This is a genomic window from Streptomyces sp. NPDC050548, assembly GCF_044457385.1.
GTDB lineage: Bacteria > Actinomycetota > Actinomycetes > Streptomycetales > Streptomycetaceae > Streptomyces.
On record NZ_JBITGV010000015.1, the window covers coordinates 15,919 to 31,493 of the forward strand.

Sequence of the window (15,575 nt, forward strand, 5' to 3'; positions counted from 1 at the left end):
GACGTTCGGCCGTGGTCAGTTCGGTTCCGAGGGCAGTCGGGTGAGTGTCAACTCGTAGGGGAAGTCGGTCGTTTGGGACGCCGGCGTCAGATGAACGGCTCTGCCTGCGCAGCGGTAGCGATCGGGGGAGAAGGACGCGGTGCGCTTCTCGCGGACGACGTAGGTCTCGCCCACGCGGAGACTGAGTTCGCCGGGGCGGCGTAGGGCCGAACCGTAGTAGCCGATCTTGCCGTTTGCCGTGCGGTACCGGGTGGTGACGCTGCCGCTCGTTCGAAGAACCACGGGGCGGCCGTGGAGAGTCGCCGTCTCCGAGACGCCCTTGCCGTCGTCGATGATCAGGGTGCCGTCGGGCCGGAACGTCCAGGTGCCGCCCTCGCCGGTCAGCCACACGTTGCTTCCGTCGACGCGTATACGTTGCCTGGCCGGAGACGCACGCCAGCTTCCGAGGAGACAGGGGTCGTTCCTCCGGACTGATGAGCCTGAGGTGTCCTGGCCATTCAAGGGGGGCTGTGCGACAACCGCGGGGGCTGCAGGTCGCCAGAGGAGGTAGTCCTGGGGGATCCCCGCAGCCGCGCCCGCGAGCGGAAGCGCCGCCAGGAGTCCGAGCATCGGCGGCAGGAGCGTCGGGCGGCGGGTGTTCCCGCGTGCCGTGTCCGTCCCACCCTCCGACGGTCCTCGACGGTGTCCGGACAGTGCCGCGACCGCCGCGCCGAGCAGCCCGGCGGGTACCGCGGCGACCACTCCCCAGGCGACGACCTCGTGCAGATGGAAGGCCGCGTCGGCATCGGGCAGGAACTCCCTCGCGCCGCAGACGTCCGGAGCGACGCCGGTGACGGCGACGCACCGAGATGTCCCATGGCTGACGTAGAAGCCCAGAGTGCCCAGGACGGCGGTCACGGTCACGGCCAGCGGAACCAGCACGGGGCGCAGCCCGCGGCAGACGAGAGCGGTCCCCGCCGCCGCTGCCGCCTGGAGCAGGGCGGTGACCGCCAGGTAGGTGCTCGCGTGCACGACGGAGAACGGCAGGGTCCCGAGGACGGCCGACGGGTCGCCGATCCGGCGGACCTCGGGCGGCAGTGCGCCCCGGGCGGCGAAGGGCAGGGCGATTCCGGCCGCGACCGCCCCGAGGCCCGCGACCGCGCCGACCGTCAGAGCTCTGCCGATGTCTTCGGCCCCGGCGAGGGACCCGTGCCGGCGGCGGGCCAGCAGTAGCGGGATCGCCCAGACGAGGACGAGTCCTACGGGCAGGAAGGGGGTGGCACGGATGTAGGTGAGCGGGACGTAGAAGTAGGCGTCGGCGAGGTCGTCGGTGAGCGCGGTGTACCAGCCGATCGTCCGGCCCACGGCCGGTACCGCGTGCAGGGGCGTCCTCGTGAGGTCGGCCGGGTGCAGCTGACCGCTGCTCCACAGGGCCAGGAGCGGCCCCCAGACGGCTCCGGCGGTGGCGACGATCGCGCGTGGACGCGGCCCATGTGTCACGCCCGGCCCCTCCGGGGAAACCTGGCGGTGCACCGACCGTGTCCACAGTGCGAGTGGGAGCAGGATCGCCAGCTGGACGAGACCGATCAGCGCGTACTGGCCGAGGGTCGGGTTGAGCGCCGTCAGGTCGGCCGTTCCCAGCGAGATCTTCCCGCTGCACACCATGCCGCCCGTGAGCGCGGCCGGCAGAACGACGACGTCCCACCGGGAACGGGCCGCCTCCGGGGCAACCGGCGTGCGGCGGCCGGCCGTTGCGACCAGTGCCGAGGCCAGCGTCGACGTGACGACGACACCGACGGGCAGCGCGAGCAGCGTCAGGCCCACCGTGACGAAGCGCCCCGTGAGATTCCCCGTCAGCAGTACGAGATTGTGGAGGGCCAGGCCGGCCAGGAGTCCGATGCCGGCCATCTCCCAGGCGCCGGTGCGCAGCAGCCGTACGGGATCGAGCATCGCCGCCACCCGTCGACCGGGACTGGGATGGGTTCCGGTATGAGCTGCCCAGCGCGACCAACCGGCCGGAACCCGCCTCCACACCGCACGCGCGCACGGCGGCCAGGGCAGGCCGGTGACCATCCGGGGGAGGGAGCCGCGGGTGAAGCCCCAGGAGTGGGCGACCGCGTCGGCGTGCAGTTCGCGTGCGCGCAGGATCATGTTCCTGGCCAGGTAGGCGGTGATGCTCAGTACCACCAGGGCGACCAGTCGGTACGTCAGCTTCTGCCCGCCGCCCGGCAGGCCGTCCGCGCCGCCGGCCTCCAGCAGCGCGCGGGGATGCACGGACAGCAGCACACAGGGTATGAGCGCCGTCGCGACGAAGGACCACCAGAGCGAGACCGTCAGATAGGTGCGGCCGACATCGCGATGGCGATGGTGGGCCAGTTCGTGTCCGACGACGGCGCGGAAGCCCTCCCGGTCCAGGTCGTAGCGGACCAGCAGCCCCACGTCGAGACAGATCCGGGGACGGCCCGGCAGACCGTACGCCCGGCCGCCCGTCGTGGTCGCGTAGGGATCGACAAGCCAGAGGGGAAGCCGGGACAGCCCGGTCGCGCGGGCCAGGGAGTCCAGTTCCGCCAGGACGTCGGCGTTCTCCTCCCCGGTCAGCCGGACCTTCCTGGACCACCGCGGCAGACGAACGCTCCCGGCCGGGCGCCACCGCGGGCCGGACCCCACGCGCGAGGCCGGCCGCCGCTTGAGCCGCGGCCACCAGGGGTGGAGCGCGTACAGAAGGACGGCGACGGCCGCTTCGACCATGAGCCCGATCGCGATGCAGCCGGCCTCGTGCAGGAAGTACGGTCGCTCGCACGCGTTGGCCATCGTGATCTGTGCGTTCAGGCGGTCGCTCTGCTCCGCGATCCAGGCGGTCGCCGGATCGATCCGGGCCAAGCAGGGACCGACCCGGTCCCGGGAAAGGCGCTCGGAGGACGGCAGCGCGGCGCACACCACACTCAACGCCACGACACTGGACGCCAGCACCGCGCCCACCAGGACCGCGAACCGCAGGTCCGTCCTGGCCCGCAGCAGCCGTTCCGGCACCGTGGCGGGACCGGTCGGGACCGCGCGGCGAGGCATGCCTTCGAAGACCCCGACACGTTCGGTCACCGCGGCGGCTCCCCGGTCAGCCCGTCACCCACCACCGCCGCGGCCATGAGCTCCGCTCTGTCCTGTGGCATGCCACCGTGGCGAACCAGCGTGCGCAGCACGATCCGCCGTACCTCGCGCCACTGTTCGGGATCCAGCCGTACCGCCTCGGTCGGTTCTTCCGCCGAGCCGGCATCCGGCGCTCCCTCCTCCGCGGAGCCGTCGGCGGCCGGGCGGGCGAACATCCTGCGGAGCAGACCCCGTGACGCGCCGACCGCCCTGTCGCCCAGATACGCCCCCACAGCGGATGCCGCGGCCAGGAACACGGGGGTCAGCAACGGCTCCACATCCGGCCCGCCGAACCCGAGAGGCCCGCTTCCGCGCGCCTCGGTGCCGGGCGCCAGCGCCTGCTGCGGATCACTGAAGTAGGCCGCGCACAGCATGGCGAACGCCCGGCGTTCGGCGGCGACCCGTTCCGGTGCCACATCGGCGGCCCGATCGAGCATTCCCCGTGCGGCTTCCGCCACGTCCGCCGCTTCGGAGTCGTACACATGACGCGATGTCTTCACGCCGCCCCCCAGACCAGAGTCATCACGAGATGCCGCAGACGCGTCCCTGACACGCGGGCCGTCCGCTCAGCTCTTTCGATGCCCGACCGTAGGGGAATTGCGAGAGAGTGCCGTGAATATTGGTAAATGGGGAGTGATGTGCCTCGTGGTGATGTACGGGGTTCTCACCCGGCGCCGATCGGGCCGCACATCAGGTTGCCGGGTTCGGTGGGGTCGTCGCTGATCCAGAACTGGGTCCACAGCGCGGCGAACTCGGGGCGGCTGAGGTAGCCGTCGGCGTCGTGGTCGAGCCGGTCGAAGGCGCCGCCGGTCTCCACGGGCCGTCCGTGCCAGGTGTCGACGAGACGCTGGTGCTCGCCGCGGGAGATGCGTCCATCGGCGTTCTCGTCGACCGCGTCGAAGATGGTGTCGGCGGTGGCGGTGACGGCTTCGGGGATGGTCGGCAGCAGGTCCACCATGGCGAGGAGGTCGGCGAGGTCGATCCGGCCGTCCCGGTCCGTGTCCACGCTCTCCGCCAGCTGCTGCCACCAGCCCTTCAGTACGCCGTCCACGCGAGCCGCCAGTTCCGATCCCTCTCTCACGCGCGGCAGCCGGCCCCAGCGGTCCGCAAGGGCCACGAAGTCCGCCTCCTCCAGATAGCCGTTGCCGTCCGCGTCGAACGCCTCGAACATGGCCCGGAGCTTGGTCCGCCGGAACTCGCTGGACATCACATGTCTCCCCACTCGCAGTACTGGGGACATGCTTTCCGCGGCCGGCCGCCGCGCAACGGCGCTCGCGCTCACCGCGGCGGGTGTCCGCGCGCCCGCGCGCCCGCGCGCCCGCCCGGTGCGCCGAGTGCCGGTTTGCCCGCGGGGGATGGCGGACCATGCCCGGGCAAGCGTCCGTGCCCGCCGGGGGCCGCCGCCGATTCCGTACCCTGGCGGCATGCGCATGCGCCCCACCCTGAGCTGGACCCCCGCGGCGGCGGACCTGCTGCCGGGCACCACCGACCTGGAGCCGGTCGTCGACGCGCTGAGCACCGGCGGTGTGCTGGTGCTCAGCGGTGCGGGCATCTCCACGGAGTCGGGCATCCCCGACTACCGGGGCGAGGGCGGGAGCCTGAGCCGGCACACCCCGATGACCTACCAGGACTTCACCGGAAGCGCGCAGGCGCGGCGCCGGTACTGGGCGCGCAGCCACCTGGGTTGGCGCACCTTCGGGCGGGCCCGCCCCAACGCGGGACACCTGGCGGTGGCCGCCTTCGCCCGGGACGACCGCGTCTCGGGTGTGATCACCCAGAACGTGGACGGTCTGCACCAGGCCGCCGGGAGCGAGGGCGTCGTGGAACTCCACGGCAGTCTGGACCGGGTCGTGTGCCTCTCCTGCCGTGCCGTCAGCCCGCGCCGCGAACTCGCCCGGCGCCTGGAGGCCGAGAACCCGGGCTTCGACCCGGTAGCCGCCGGGATCAACCCGGACGGTGACGCGGACCTCTCCGACGCGCAGGTCGGGAACTTCCGTGTCGTGCCGTGCGTCGACTGTGGGGGCGTCCTCAAGCCGGACGTGGTGTTCTTCGGCGAGTCGGTTCCGCCGCGGCGCGTCGAGCACTGTCGGCGGCTGGTCCGCGAGTCGACCGCGCTGCTGGTCCTCGGCTCGTCCCTGACGGTGATGTCCGGGCTGCGGTTCGTCCGTCAGGCGTCCCAGGAGGGCAAGCCGGTGCTGATCGTCAACCGGGACCCCACCCGGGGCGACCCGCACGCCGGCGCCCGGATCGCGCTGCCGCTGGGAACGGCCCTGACGACCGTCGCCGACCGGCTCGGCATCCCGGTCGGCGGGCCGCCGGGCTGAGGAACAGCCAGTTGGGGCCGGTGTGCCGGGAACGGCCGTGCGGCCGGCCCCGGCACCGAGAGGGTCACGGCTTGCGCGCGACCGCCCCGTACATCGCGATGTCCTCGTCGCGGATGTTCTGCTCGCCCGTGCCGTCCGGGTGCCACTTGTGGACCTGGACGATGCCGGGTTCGACCAGCTCAAGACCCTCGAAGAACTCGTGGGCCTCGCCGATGGTGCGCAGCCGCATCGGCATGTCGCGGGCCGCGTACTCGCGGGCGACGCGCCCCACCTCCTGCGGCGCGAACTCGGCGGTGCCGATCGACATCGCGAGGTAACTGCCCGAGGGGAGGGGCTCCAGCAGGCGCCGTACGACGCCCACCGCGTCGTCCGCGTCGAGCATGAAGTGCACGATGGCGATCACCGTCAGCGCCACCGGCCGGGAGAGGTCCAGGGTCTCGCGCAGCTCCGGCGCGTCGAGGATCGTGGACGGGTCACGGAAGTCGGCCTCGATGTACGACGTCCTGCCCTCGGCCGTGCTGGAGAGCAGACCCTGGGACAGGGTGAGGACGATGGGGTCGTTGTCGACGTAGACCACCCGTGACTCGGGCGCCACCTGCTGGGCGATCTCGTGCAGGTTCGGGGAGGTGGGGATCCCGGTGCCGACGTCCAGGAACTGGCGTACGCCCGCCTCCTCGGCGAGCCAGCGCACGGCCCGGTTCATCCAGTCCCGGTTGGCGCGCATGTGGATCGGGAGCGCGGGCCACTCCCGGGACATGGCGTCGCCCGCCTCCTTGTCGGCGGGGTAGTAGTCCTTCCCGCCCATGATGTAGTCGTAGATCCGCGCGGAGTGCGCGTGCTCGGTGTCGATGCGGTCGGCCGGCCATCCGTTGTCGGGCAACGCCGTGTCTCCCATGCGAGTTGTGGAGGTTCGGGATCAACGCTCAGTAAAACAAGGGCAGTTCAGAGGAGGAAGTCGGCGTCCCCCGCCTTCACGCCCGCCACGAAGCTCGTCATCTCGCGGGGCGTGAAAACCAGCGCCGGGCCGTCGGGGTCGGTCGACTGACGTACGGCGACGCGTCCGTCGGCGAGCTTCTTCACTTCCACACAGGCGCCACCGGCGTCGTCGCTCCACGGCTTGGTCCAGCCGCGTGCGCCCAGGTTCCGGGACGGTATGCCGTTGCGTATGTGGTGGTGCACGTCAGAGCTCCTTGCGAATCGCACCGAGGAGGGCCTCGGTCTTGCGGGCGGGCGCCGCCTGGGCGCCCAGCCGGTCCAGGGCCTCGCGGTACACCACGACGTCGTCGCTCTTGTCCAGGTAGACAGCGCCCACCAGGCCGTTGAGATAGACGACGTCGGGCAGCTCGGGTGCCCGGAACCGGAAGAGGTGGAACGCCCCGGCCCGCATGGCCGGGTGCGGGCCGTTGGCGAACGGCATGATCTGCAGCGTCACGTGGGGCAGCCGGTTGACCTCGATCAGGTGGTCGACCTGGGCGCGCATCACCGCGGCACCCCCGACCGGCCACCTCAGCACCGTCTCGTCCATCACGACCCACACCCGCGGTGGCGCCTCGCGGGTCAGCAGTTCCTGGCGGCGCATGCGCAGGGCGACCCGGCGCTCCGTGGCCTCGGTGGGGGCGTGCGGGTTGCCCGCGCCGAGCAGGGCCCGCGCGTACTCCTCGGTCTGCAACAGTCCGTGGACGAACTCGTTCTCGTAGGCGCGGACCTGCAACGCCGCCTGTTCCAGGCTCAGATACGCGGCGAACCAGTCCGGCATGACGTCGCGGTACGTGTGCCACCAGCCGCGCTTGCTGGCCTCGCGGACCGACTTCAGGAAGGTGTCGATCTCCTGACGGTCCGTCACACCGTAGACCTGCAGCAGTTTTTCGGCGTCCGCCAGGCGCAGCCGGGCCACCTTGGCGGCTTCCATCCGGCGGATCGTGGAGTGGCTGACCCCGATGGCCGCGCCCGCCTCCTCGTACGTGAGCCCCGCGCGGGTCCGCAGTTCCTCCAGCTGGCGGCCGAGGATCATGCGCAGGACGGAGGGGACTCCGCCCCAGTCGGTCTCTGCGGTCACGGTCTACCTCCCTTGCGCCTCCAGCTCCGGGCGGCAGTCTGGCAGGGTTTCGCTCTTCACAGACTCTTTCGATCACTTCCTGGCGGAAGCAGCATGCACTTCGCGACATGCAATTTTCAACTTGTTGGTTGCGATGCGTTGTTGGCAGGTGTCACAGTAAGCACGTCGTCACAGCTCATCGAAGAGCGAGACGGCGCAGCCCAGTTGGGGGAAAGGGCTGCGACCTGCGTTGGCCCGGCCGGGGCGCCAACCGCGCCTCGTGCGCGGCCGGTCGGCTCGACACCGGCACCGCCCAGGGTGCGAAGGCACACGAAAGGCGTACGGCGATGGCTCCGCCCTCTTTCCCCCAGCCGCTGGACCGACCTCCCGGAGGCGGGCGTCCTGGCCGACTCCCTGGGCCCCAAGGCCCCGGCCGGCTCGCCTCCGGGAACCAACACCCCCGCCACAGCCACCTGTTCGGCCTGCCGGCGACCCCGGCGTCGGTCGGTGTGGCCCGCAGAACCGTGGACGAACTGCTCATCGCGTGGGGCGTCCGCGAAGCCGTCCGGGACAACGCTGTCGTCGTGACCTCCGAACTCGTCACCAACGCGCTCACGCACTCCGCGAGCGACTGGATCGTCTGCGAGGTACGGATCGCGGACGGAGTCCTCCGGATCGAGGTCGAGGACCAGAACCGCGGTTCCACCCTCCCGGTACCCGGCCGGCCCGGCCCCGACGACCAGGGCGGGCGCGGTCTCCTGCTCGTCACCGCGCTCAGCGCCGACTGGGGCACGGCGGACGTCCCGCACCGGTCCGGACGGATCGTCTGGGCCGAACTGGCCACGGAAGCGGGCAGACCCGCCCCGCCCTGACGTCCGCCCGAGCTTCCCCGCCCGGCCCATCCCCACACCCGGCCGAAGGGTCCCCCATGTACCGATCACGCAGCCGCGACCCCATCCCGTCCCCCTCGGCGCCCGGCTCCCCTCCGCCCCCGCATCCCGCCGAGCCACCGACGCACGACCGCACCCGCTTCGGACGCCTGGTGATCCCCGCACCGTTACGCGCGAGCCTCGGATACGACGCCGTGGGCATGCCCCGGGAACACGGGGAACGCATCCTGGACCGTCTGCAGCGCGTCGGCTGTATCTTCGCCGACGCCCGGCGCTGGTGGTGGATCGTGCCCGCCGGTTCGCACATCGGCGTCATCTGGCCGCCGTCCATCAGCTACGCGATCGGCGCCCGGGTGGCCGACCCCTCCTGGACGAGCACCCGCCCGAAACCGGGCCGGGAGCATCCCCGGCTGATCCATTCCCCCGAGACCGGGCAGCCCTACACCCCGCCGATACCCCTGTACTTCCTCACCTGCCGCGTCGCCGGCAGCCCTCCGCTCTGGTCCCTGGACGCGGCCAACTGACCTGCCGGACAGGGAGGCGCACATGCAGACGGACCTGGTCGGTCGTCTGGAAGAGGCGGCAGACCGCTTCGTGGTCCCCCTGCGTATGAACGAGGGGTTCGACGAGCAGGCGCTCCTCAAGCTGGGAGAGGAGATCGACCGCTGCGGAACGGGATGGCGGGAAGCCACCCACGTACCGAAGCGCGCGGCGTTGATCCTCGCCGAACTCCACCCGGCGATCGAGGCCTGCGCCTGGCTGTACGAAGAGGACGTGCGCCAGCGGATCCAGGAGGCGGGAGTGATGGTGTCCGAGGCGGTGATCGCCGCTCTGGACTGATCGCCTTTCTCTCTTAGGGTGGCTCGATGAGACTCCGAGGCGTGTTACTCGTGCTGTTCCTGCTGCCGCTGCTGTGGGGGGCCTTGTCGCTGTTGAGGGCCGGCGCGGCGCACGGCGCTCCCGACTGTCCGGGGCTCCAACTGGACGCGGAGGGCGAGAGTTCCCCGGGGCCCATGCGCAAGAGCGACCGCTGCGCGCTCTCCTACGACACAGCCACCGGCCGCTCGACCGGCACGAGCACGTACGACCAGCTGAAGTTCGCCCAGGAGGTGAAGCGCCGGAGCCTGAGGCGCGAGGGCGCGGTGTTCGTCCTGTACGGAGCCGCGGGGATGGGCATCACGTTCGCCGTGACCCGCAAGCGCGTGGACGGCGGTCGATAGGGCGGCTCCGGCCGCGGGTCGACGCTCGCGTCAAAACGAAGTGATCGGGCTGCTCGGTCGCCGTTACTCTGCCCGCGGAGGTCGCCCGTGGGGATGTCGTTGCTGTACGAGGTGCTGGAACCGCTGCCGGACGCCGAGAGCGCTCTGCGTCGTGCCCGTGAACTCCTGAGGGACTTCGCCGTCTGGGCGGACGACCCGGACATTCCGGTGATCGGCCAGGTCGTCACGGCGGAGCAGTACGCTCACGCGCTCAACTTCTTTCGCGAGGGCCGGTTCATGACCCGGGCCGGCAGGCGCTTTCCGGAGACGGGCCTGGAGGACTTCTGGACGCGGCTGCACGCGCTGGGCGTGCCGCGTGGCGAGAATCCGTACGGGGTGGAGGTGGAGCTGACACCCGAGCTTGAGGGGCTATGGCCGCTTCCCCCGGACATATGTCTGGAACCGTGGCGGGACGCCTGGCCGCCACTCGTGCTCTCCCGCCTTGAGGAGAACTGCAGGGAAGCCGACATCGACGCCCTGGTCGCGGACGTCGGCCCGCTCTCCTTCGACGTGGGCTGGTACGCAGCGCTGCGCGGACTGCCCCACAGCAAGCTGTGCGGTGTCCAACTGTGCCTCAACAGCGTCTGGACCTCCCAGAGTTCCGATCCGGCGCAGGGCACGCACGGTGTCTACCTCTCCATCGGGACCAGGAACCGGGACGTGCAGGAGGAGTGGCTCGCCGCCACCGGCCTGGCTCTCGGCGAGCCGCTGCTGGGCTGGTAGCCGTCAGTCCTCGTGGGGACGCGGAACATGGTCGTCCGGGCCTCGACCGGACACGCCGTCGCCGCCTGCGAGATCGCCCTCACCTACGCGGGGCGCCGCACCCAGTTCGGCAGGCCGATCGCCAGGACCCAGCTCGTCCAGGCCAAGCTCGTCGAGAGGCCGGGCGAGGTCAGCGCGATGCAGCTGTACTGCATACGCCTCGGCCGCCTCATCGACGAAGGGACCATGACGGAGACGATGGCCGCGTCGGCCAAGTACTTCTGCAGCGTCAAGGCACGCCATGTCCGCCGGCTCGCCCGCGACGTCCTCGGCGGCAACGGCATCACCCTGGACTTCCATGTCATCCGCCATCTGTGCGACGTGGAAGCGCTGGTCACCTACGAGGGCACGGCCGAGATCCAGACCCTCGTCGTCGGACGGCAGGTGACCGGCCACAGAGCCTTCGCGTGCGCCCTCGCGAAAACCCCGGCGACGTCGGCGATCGTCCCCGGGATACTGGGCGCCCATGGATGAGGTCGAAGTCGTCGTCGCCCACTCCGAGCGCACCACCCTGCGCGTCGGTGACATGTTCCTGAAGGTGGACGCCGATCAGTCGCGCATCGACAACGAGGTCGAGGCGCTGTCCCTCGTGCCGGTCCCGACCCCGCGGGTCCTGTGGCACGAACCGCATGTGCTCGCGCTCGCCGCACTCCCGGGGGCGACGCTCGGGCGCCTGGGCGGACCGGTGACCGGGTCGCCGACGGCGTGGGCCGCGGCGGGCGCCGCCATCCGGAAACTGCACGAAGCGCCCCTGCCGCCCCGACCCGGCGGGGCCGGCCGGAGCGTCGACGCGCTGACGGCGGAACTCGACACCGAGTGCGAGTCCCTCGTGACGAACGGCGTCCTGCCCGCCGACCTGGTCACCCGCAACCGCGAGGTCGCCGAGGCCGCGCTCCGGCCGTGGACCCCGGCGTTCACCCACGGCGACCTGCAGATCGCGCACGTCTTCCTCGACGGCGACGAGGTCACCGGCATCATCGACTGGTCCGAGGCGGGCCGGGGCGATCCCCTGTACGACCTCGCAACGTTCACGCTCGGACACGAGGAGCACCTCGCCGACCTCCTCGCCGGCTACGGCACCGACGTCGACCTCGACGTGATCCGCGCGTGGTGGTCGGTGCGCAGCCTGCTGGTGGTCCGCTGGCTGACCGAACACGGCTTCGACCCGTTCGAGCCGGGCTGCGAGGTCGACGTACTGAGATCCCGGATGTGAGTTCGCGCCGGCCCTCCCGACAAGGGCCCGGGCGGGAGCGACGTTCTCCTCGATGCGCTTCGGGCCGCGTGTGCCGGGGAGGTGCACGATGTTCTCGCCGCGGGTGAGCAGCCGGGCCAGGGCCGGTCGGGAGACGGTGATGCCCTTGAGTACGGCCAGGTCGGAGCGGCGGTCGACGGCCTCGGTGTTCTTCTCGAAGTTGCCCGAGGCCCAGCGCGGGTCCGAGTCGCGCATGTCGGAGGGACGCCACCCGCCACAAGGTCGAGCAGCTCCGCACGCCCAGGACGCCGGACACCTCGATCCGGCCTGGGACCCCGTCGACATCCTCGTCTTCGTCAACCAGATCGCCATGGCCTGGTCCGGCCGGCTCGACCTCGTGGACGCCGCCGCCGACCAGGCCCGTGACCCTTCCCCGGCCGCCCGGCGCGCAGCCGTCGTCACGGCAGTCCAGCGGCTCTTTCCCGTCGGCGCCTCGGGCGGCAGCGGGACCCAGGTCCTCTCGGCGGCCTTGTCGTCGGTCGTGCACCGATGAGTCTTAGGCGGTTGCGCGGTCTACCCGTCGACGAGACGAAGGGAGCGCACCATGCGCGAGATCATCGTTTGCACGTTCCTGACGCTGGACGGCGTCATGCAGGCGCCGGGCGGCCGGGCCGAGGACGCCGAGAGCGGCTTCGAGCACGGCGGCTGGCAGAAACCGGTGTCCGACGACGAGGTCGGCGCGGCCGTCGGCGGCTGGTACGAGCACTCCGACGCGATGCTGCTGGGCCGCAAGACGTACGACATCTTCGCGTCGTACTGGCCGACCGCCGATCCGGCCAACCCGTTCACCGACCGGATGAACAGCATGCACAAGTACGTGGCGTCCCGGACCCTGACGTCCGTCGAGTGGCAGAACTCCACGCTGCTGGAGGGCGACATCGTCGATGCCGTACGCGAGTTGAAGGCGTCCGACGGCGGCTCCATCAATGTCGTCGGCAGCGGCGACCTCGCCCAGACCCTCATGCGGCACGGCCTCGTCGACGAGTACCGGCTGACCATCCACCCGGTGATCATCGGCACCGGCAAGCGACTGTTCGCCGACGGAACGATCCCCACCGCGCTGGAGCCGGTCAGCGTCTCCACGACGAAGAGCGGGACCGTCGTCGGTGTCTACCGGACGAACGGCAGGCCCAGTTACGACAGCTACTAGGACGGAGCGCGGCGCGGGCCAGGTGATTTACGTCTGCGAATCGATGAGGAGTCGTGCCGCGCTCTCGTCTGTCGTAGCCGATCGGCGCCCATGCTGACCGTCGGTCCGCTGAGGTCCCCGCCCAGCGGGGTGCCGTCCTCGGAGAGCGGCATCGAGCAGACCTCCGCCGCGATGTCCTCGTGCCGCAGCGAGGCCGGCATCGCGGGCGTCGGTGCCGCGTGGAAATGCGAGCCCTCCGGGTCCCAACTGCCGATCGCCACCGCGGCCTTGGTGATGGAGGCCTGATCGACGAGATCAGCGCCTGGCAAGTCGACCGCGTGACCTTCCCGTTCGAGTCCTGTCCCGACCCCGCGGCCGTGGCCGACACCGCCGAACGGATCCGTGCCTCGGGCGCCGCCGCCTGGCTCGCGGTCGCGCCGGCGACGGAACTGGCCGCCGTCCGGCCGTACTTCGAGCTGCTCGACGGACTCCTGGTCATGCTGATCGAACCCGGCAGCACCGGCACCGCCGACCTGACCCTGACGGCCAAGGCCGAGCAGACCCGCCCCGTACTCCCGGCCGGCGTCGACGGAGGTGTCGACGCCGGCAACCTCGCGGCATGCCTCCGAGCGGGCGCGGACTACGTCGTCTCCGGCCGCGCACTGCTCTCCGCCGGCGACCTCGCGCCGTCACCGGACGCCCGACCCGTCGACGCGGCCTCGTACGCCGACACGATGCGAGGTGGAGCGGGCCACACCTGCGGGTGATCGCGCCGGGGCATCGGTAGTGTCCGCTCCGACGCACCGGGCCCGGCCGCACCGCGGTCCGCGAGGAGGAGGATCACCATGGCCGATGGCCGGCAGGGGGCCGAGGCGGACCCGTCGGGGACTCAGCACGGGAGCGCTCGGGACGCGGTACGGCTCGCGGTGGTGATCGGCGCTCTCGGCGTCGTCTTCGGTGACATCGGGACCAGCCCGATCTACACCCTCCAGACCGTGTTCAGCCCGAGCGACCCGCATCCGGTTCCGGTCAGCACCCAGAACGTGTACGGGGTGGTGTCGCTGGTGTTCTGGTCGGTGGTCGTCATCGTCACGGTCACCTATGTGCTGCTGGCGATGCGCGCCGACAACGAGGGCGAGGGCGGCATCATGGCGCTGATCACCCTGCTGCGACGGTGGAGTTCACAACGGGGCGGACGAACCGCCCTCGTCCTGACCGGACTTGGCATCTTCGGCGCCTCGCTCTTCTTCGGCGACAGCATGATCACGCCGGCGATCTCGGTGCTGTCGGCGGTCGAGGGGCTCAAGGTCGTCGAACCGTCGCTGGACGACGCGGTCGTGCCGATCACCGCGGTGATCATCGTGGTGCTGTTCCTGGTGCAGCGGCGCGGAACCGCCGCGGTGGGCCGGGTGTTCGGGCCGATCATGATCCTCTGGTTCACGGCCATCGGCGCGTGCGGTGTCGTCGGCATCGTCGATCATCCGGCCATCCTCCGCGCGCTGTGGCCGAGTTACGCGCTGGGCTTCCTGTTCGGTCACTTCGGCACCGCCTTCTTCGCGCTCGCCGCGGTCGTGCTCGCGGTCACCGGCGCGGAGGCCCTCTACGCGGACATGGGGCACTTCGGCCGCCGGGCCATCACCCGTGCCTGGCTGTTCCTGGTCTTCCCCGCCTGCATCCTGAGCTACTTCGGCCAGGGCGCGCTGATCCTCGACGACCCGGACAACATCAGCAGCCCGTTCTTCCTCCTCGTGCCCCACTGGGGACGGTGGCCGATGGTCCTGCTCGCCACGGCGGCCACGGTCATCGCCTCCCAGGCCGTGATCACCGGCGCCTACTCGGTCGTCTCCCAGGCGGCCCAGCTCGGCTATCTGCCGAGGCTGCGGATCGCGCACACCTCCGAGTCCACCATCGGCCAGATCTACGTCCCCTGGATCAACTGGCTGCTGATGGTCTCCGTCCTCACCCTGGTCTTCGCCTTCCGCAGCTCCACGGCGCTGGCCTTCGCCTTCGGCATGGCGGTCACCGGCACCATCACCATCACCACCCTGCTGTTCTTCTACGTCGCCCGCGCGAAATGGGGCACTCCCGTCTGGCTCATCGTCACCGGCGCGACCCTGCTGCTCTCCGTCGACCTGCTGTTCGTGGCCGCCAACCTGACCAAGCTCGTCCACGGCGCGTGGCTGCCGCTGCTGATCGGCCTCACCGCGTTCACCGTCATGACGACCTGGCAGCGCGGCCGTCAACTCGTCACCGCCGAACGAGCGGACCACGAAGGGTCCCTGCACGAGTTCGTCGACCAACTCCGCAACGGGGAACGGCCGGTGCTCCAGGTCCCCGGCACGGCGGTGTTCCTCAACCGGGGCAAGCGGACGGCACCGCTCGCCATGCGGGCCAACGTGGAACGCAACCATGTGCGGCACGAACAGGTCGTGATCCTCTCCATCGAGACCGAACCCGTACCCCGCGTCCCGCTCGACCGGCGGATCGTCGTCGACGGCCTCGGCTACGCCGACGACGGCATCGTCCACGTCACCGCCCGGTTCGGCTACATGGAGACACCGGACGTGCCCGGCACGCTGACGCTCCTCGAACCGGCCGACACGGAAGGGCCGTTGCTGCTCGACGACGCGTCGTACTTCCTCTCGACGATCGAGCTCCGGCGCGGTCCGGCACCGACGATGGCGCCCTGGCGCAAACGGCTGTTCATCGCCACCTCCCACATCACGGCCGACGCCGCCGAGCACTTCGGACTGCCCCGCGACCGCACGGTCATCATGGGCTGGCACATCGAGGTGTAGCGG

19 protein-coding genes are annotated in these 15,575 nt (G+C 71.0%); 12 read left to right on the plus strand and 7 right to left on the minus strand.

Features of this window, described 5'->3' with window-relative positions:
- Positions 1-15: 15 nt before the first annotated feature.
- The 3 genes from ACIBJH_RS33935 to ACIBJH_RS33945 all read right to left on the minus strand — a co-directional run bounded on the left by ACIBJH_RS33935 (position 16) and on the right by ACIBJH_RS33945 (position 4,363).
- On the minus strand, positions 16-3,075 hold the full coding sequence (locus ACIBJH_RS33935; protein ID WP_399120740.1) for a M48 family metalloprotease: 3,060 nt from the start codon (positions 3,073-3,075) through the stop codon (positions 16-18).
- Entirely contained in the window at positions 3,072-3,623 is a 552-nt protein-coding gene (locus ACIBJH_RS33940) for a hypothetical protein (protein ID WP_399120741.1), read from the minus strand. Before ACIBJH_RS33940 ends, ACIBJH_RS33935 begins: the two co-directional genes overlap by 4 nt.
- 164 nt (positions 3,624-3,787) lie before the next feature.
- Positions 3,788-4,363, minus strand: coding sequence for an EF-hand domain-containing protein (locus tag ACIBJH_RS33945; protein WP_399120742.1), 576 nt, complete (start codon positions 4,361-4,363; stop codon positions 3,788-3,790).
- Positions 4,364-4,547: 184 nt separating this feature from the next.
- Here ACIBJH_RS33945 and ACIBJH_RS33950 point away from each other — a divergent pair, with 184 nt between their 5' ends.
- A complete protein-coding gene (locus tag ACIBJH_RS33950; RefSeq protein ID WP_399120743.1) occupies positions 4,548-5,447 on the plus strand; it encodes an NAD-dependent protein deacetylase in 900 nt (299 codons plus the stop codon).
- Positions 5,448-5,511: 64 nt separating this feature from the next.
- Here the strand turns inward: ACIBJH_RS33950 and ACIBJH_RS33955 are convergent, their stop codons facing one another.
- The 3 genes from ACIBJH_RS33955 to ACIBJH_RS33965 all read right to left on the minus strand — a co-directional run bounded on the left by ACIBJH_RS33955 (position 5,512) and on the right by ACIBJH_RS33965 (position 7,503).
- A complete protein-coding gene (locus ACIBJH_RS33955; protein ID WP_399120744.1) occupies positions 5,512-6,327 on the minus strand; it encodes an SAM-dependent methyltransferase in 816 nt (271 codons plus the stop codon).
- A gap of 62 nt (positions 6,328-6,389) precedes the next feature.
- A complete protein-coding gene (locus ACIBJH_RS33960; protein ID WP_399120745.1) occupies positions 6,390-6,626 on the minus strand; it encodes a DUF397 domain-containing protein in 237 nt (78 codons plus the stop codon).
- A gap of 1 nt (position 6,627) precedes the next feature.
- Positions 6,628-7,503, minus strand: coding sequence for a helix-turn-helix domain-containing protein (locus tag ACIBJH_RS33965; protein ID WP_399120746.1), 876 nt, complete (start codon positions 7,501-7,503; stop codon positions 6,628-6,630).
- Between the two features lie 488 nt (positions 7,504-7,991).
- Here ACIBJH_RS33965 and ACIBJH_RS33970 point away from each other — a divergent pair, with 488 nt between their 5' ends.
- The 9 genes from ACIBJH_RS33970 (at position 7,992) to ACIBJH_RS34010 (ending at position 12,795) form a co-directional block, all read left to right on the plus strand.
- Complete coding sequence (locus ACIBJH_RS33970; protein ID WP_399120747.1) at positions 7,992-8,354, plus strand: ATP-binding protein; 363 nt, start codon at positions 7,992-7,994, stop codon at positions 8,352-8,354.
- A 56-nt stretch (positions 8,355-8,410) separates the two neighbouring features.
- Positions 8,411-8,896 (plus strand): hypothetical protein, encoded by a 486-nt coding sequence (locus ACIBJH_RS33975; RefSeq protein WP_399120748.1) that lies wholly within the window; start codon positions 8,411-8,413, stop codon positions 8,894-8,896.
- Between the two features lie 22 nt (positions 8,897-8,918).
- On the plus strand, positions 8,919-9,212 hold the full coding sequence (locus ACIBJH_RS33980) for a hypothetical protein (protein ID WP_399120749.1): 294 nt from the start codon (positions 8,919-8,921) through the stop codon (positions 9,210-9,212).
- 41 nt (positions 9,213-9,253) lie between these two features.
- Entirely contained in the window at positions 9,254-9,592 is a 339-nt protein-coding gene (locus ACIBJH_RS33985; RefSeq protein ID WP_399120750.1) for a hypothetical protein, read from the plus strand.
- A gap of 87 nt (positions 9,593-9,679) precedes the next feature.
- Positions 9,680-10,354 (plus strand): hypothetical protein, encoded by a 675-nt coding sequence (locus ACIBJH_RS33990; RefSeq protein ID WP_399120751.1) that lies wholly within the window; start codon positions 9,680-9,682, stop codon positions 10,352-10,354.
- A 27-nt stretch (positions 10,355-10,381) separates the two neighbouring features.
- Complete coding sequence (locus tag ACIBJH_RS33995) at positions 10,382-10,867, plus strand: acyl-CoA dehydrogenase family protein (RefSeq protein ID WP_399120752.1); 486 nt, start codon at positions 10,382-10,384, stop codon at positions 10,865-10,867.
- Positions 10,860-11,606, plus strand: coding sequence for a phosphotransferase family protein (locus ACIBJH_RS34000; RefSeq protein WP_399120753.1), 747 nt, complete (start codon positions 10,860-10,862; stop codon positions 11,604-11,606). Before ACIBJH_RS33995 ends, ACIBJH_RS34000 begins: the two co-directional genes overlap by 8 nt.
- Positions 11,607-11,751: 145 nt before the next feature.
- Positions 11,752-12,138 carry a hypothetical protein gene (locus ACIBJH_RS34005; RefSeq protein ID WP_399120754.1) on the plus strand — a complete coding sequence of 129 codons (387 nt, stop codon included), beginning with the start codon at positions 11,752-11,754 and terminating at the stop codon, positions 12,136-12,138.
- Between the two features lie 51 nt (positions 12,139-12,189).
- Positions 12,190-12,795, plus strand: a complete 606-nt coding sequence (locus tag ACIBJH_RS34010; protein WP_399120755.1) for a dihydrofolate reductase family protein — start codon at positions 12,190-12,192, stop codon at positions 12,793-12,795.
- Here the strand turns inward: ACIBJH_RS34010 and ACIBJH_RS34015 are convergent.
- Positions 12,792-13,103 (minus strand): hypothetical protein, encoded by a 312-nt coding sequence (locus tag ACIBJH_RS34015; RefSeq protein ID WP_399120756.1) that lies wholly within the window; start codon positions 13,101-13,103, stop codon positions 12,792-12,794. The two genes, ACIBJH_RS34010 and ACIBJH_RS34015, sit on opposite strands and share 4 nt — an antisense overlap.
- A gap of 9 nt (positions 13,104-13,112) precedes the next feature.
- Between ACIBJH_RS34015 and ACIBJH_RS34020 the strand changes: the two genes are divergently transcribed.
- Entirely contained in the window at positions 13,113-13,541 is a 429-nt protein-coding gene (locus ACIBJH_RS34020; RefSeq protein WP_399120757.1) for a hypothetical protein, read from the plus strand.
- Between the two features lie 78 nt (positions 13,542-13,619).
- Entirely contained in the window at positions 13,620-15,572 is a 1,953-nt protein-coding gene (locus ACIBJH_RS34025) for a potassium transporter Kup (protein WP_399120758.1), read from the plus strand.
- Positions 15,573-15,575: the final 3 nt, after the last annotated feature.

What these genes read in the sequence shown, in the direction of transcription:
- ACIBJH_RS33945 (WP_399120742.1), bottom strand. Translation starts at nt 4,363, where the DNA reads ATGTCCCCAGTACTGCGAGTGGGGAGACATGTGATGTCCAGCGAGTTC.
- ACIBJH_RS33950 (WP_399120743.1), top strand. Translation starts at nt 4,548, where the DNA reads ATGCGCATGCGCCCCACCCTGAGCTGGACCCCCGCGGCGGCGGACCTG.
- ACIBJH_RS33975 (WP_399120748.1), top strand. Translation starts at nt 8,411, where the DNA reads ATGTACCGATCACGCAGCCGCGACCCCATCCCGTCCCCCTCGGCGCCC.
- ACIBJH_RS33980 (WP_399120749.1), top strand. Translation starts at nt 8,919, where the DNA reads ATGCAGACGGACCTGGTCGGTCGTCTGGAAGAGGCGGCAGACCGCTTC.
- ACIBJH_RS33995 (WP_399120752.1), top strand. Translation starts at nt 10,382, where the DNA reads ATGGTCGTCCGGGCCTCGACCGGACACGCCGTCGCCGCCTGCGAGATC.
- ACIBJH_RS34000 (WP_399120753.1), top strand. Translation starts at nt 10,860, where the DNA reads ATGGATGAGGTCGAAGTCGTCGTCGCCCACTCCGAGCGCACCACCCTG.
- ACIBJH_RS34010 (WP_399120755.1), top strand. Translation starts at nt 12,190, where the DNA reads ATGCGCGAGATCATCGTTTGCACGTTCCTGACGCTGGACGGCGTCATG.
- ACIBJH_RS34025 (WP_399120758.1), top strand. Translation starts at nt 13,620, where the DNA reads ATGGCCGATGGCCGGCAGGGGGCCGAGGCGGACCCGTCGGGGACTCAG.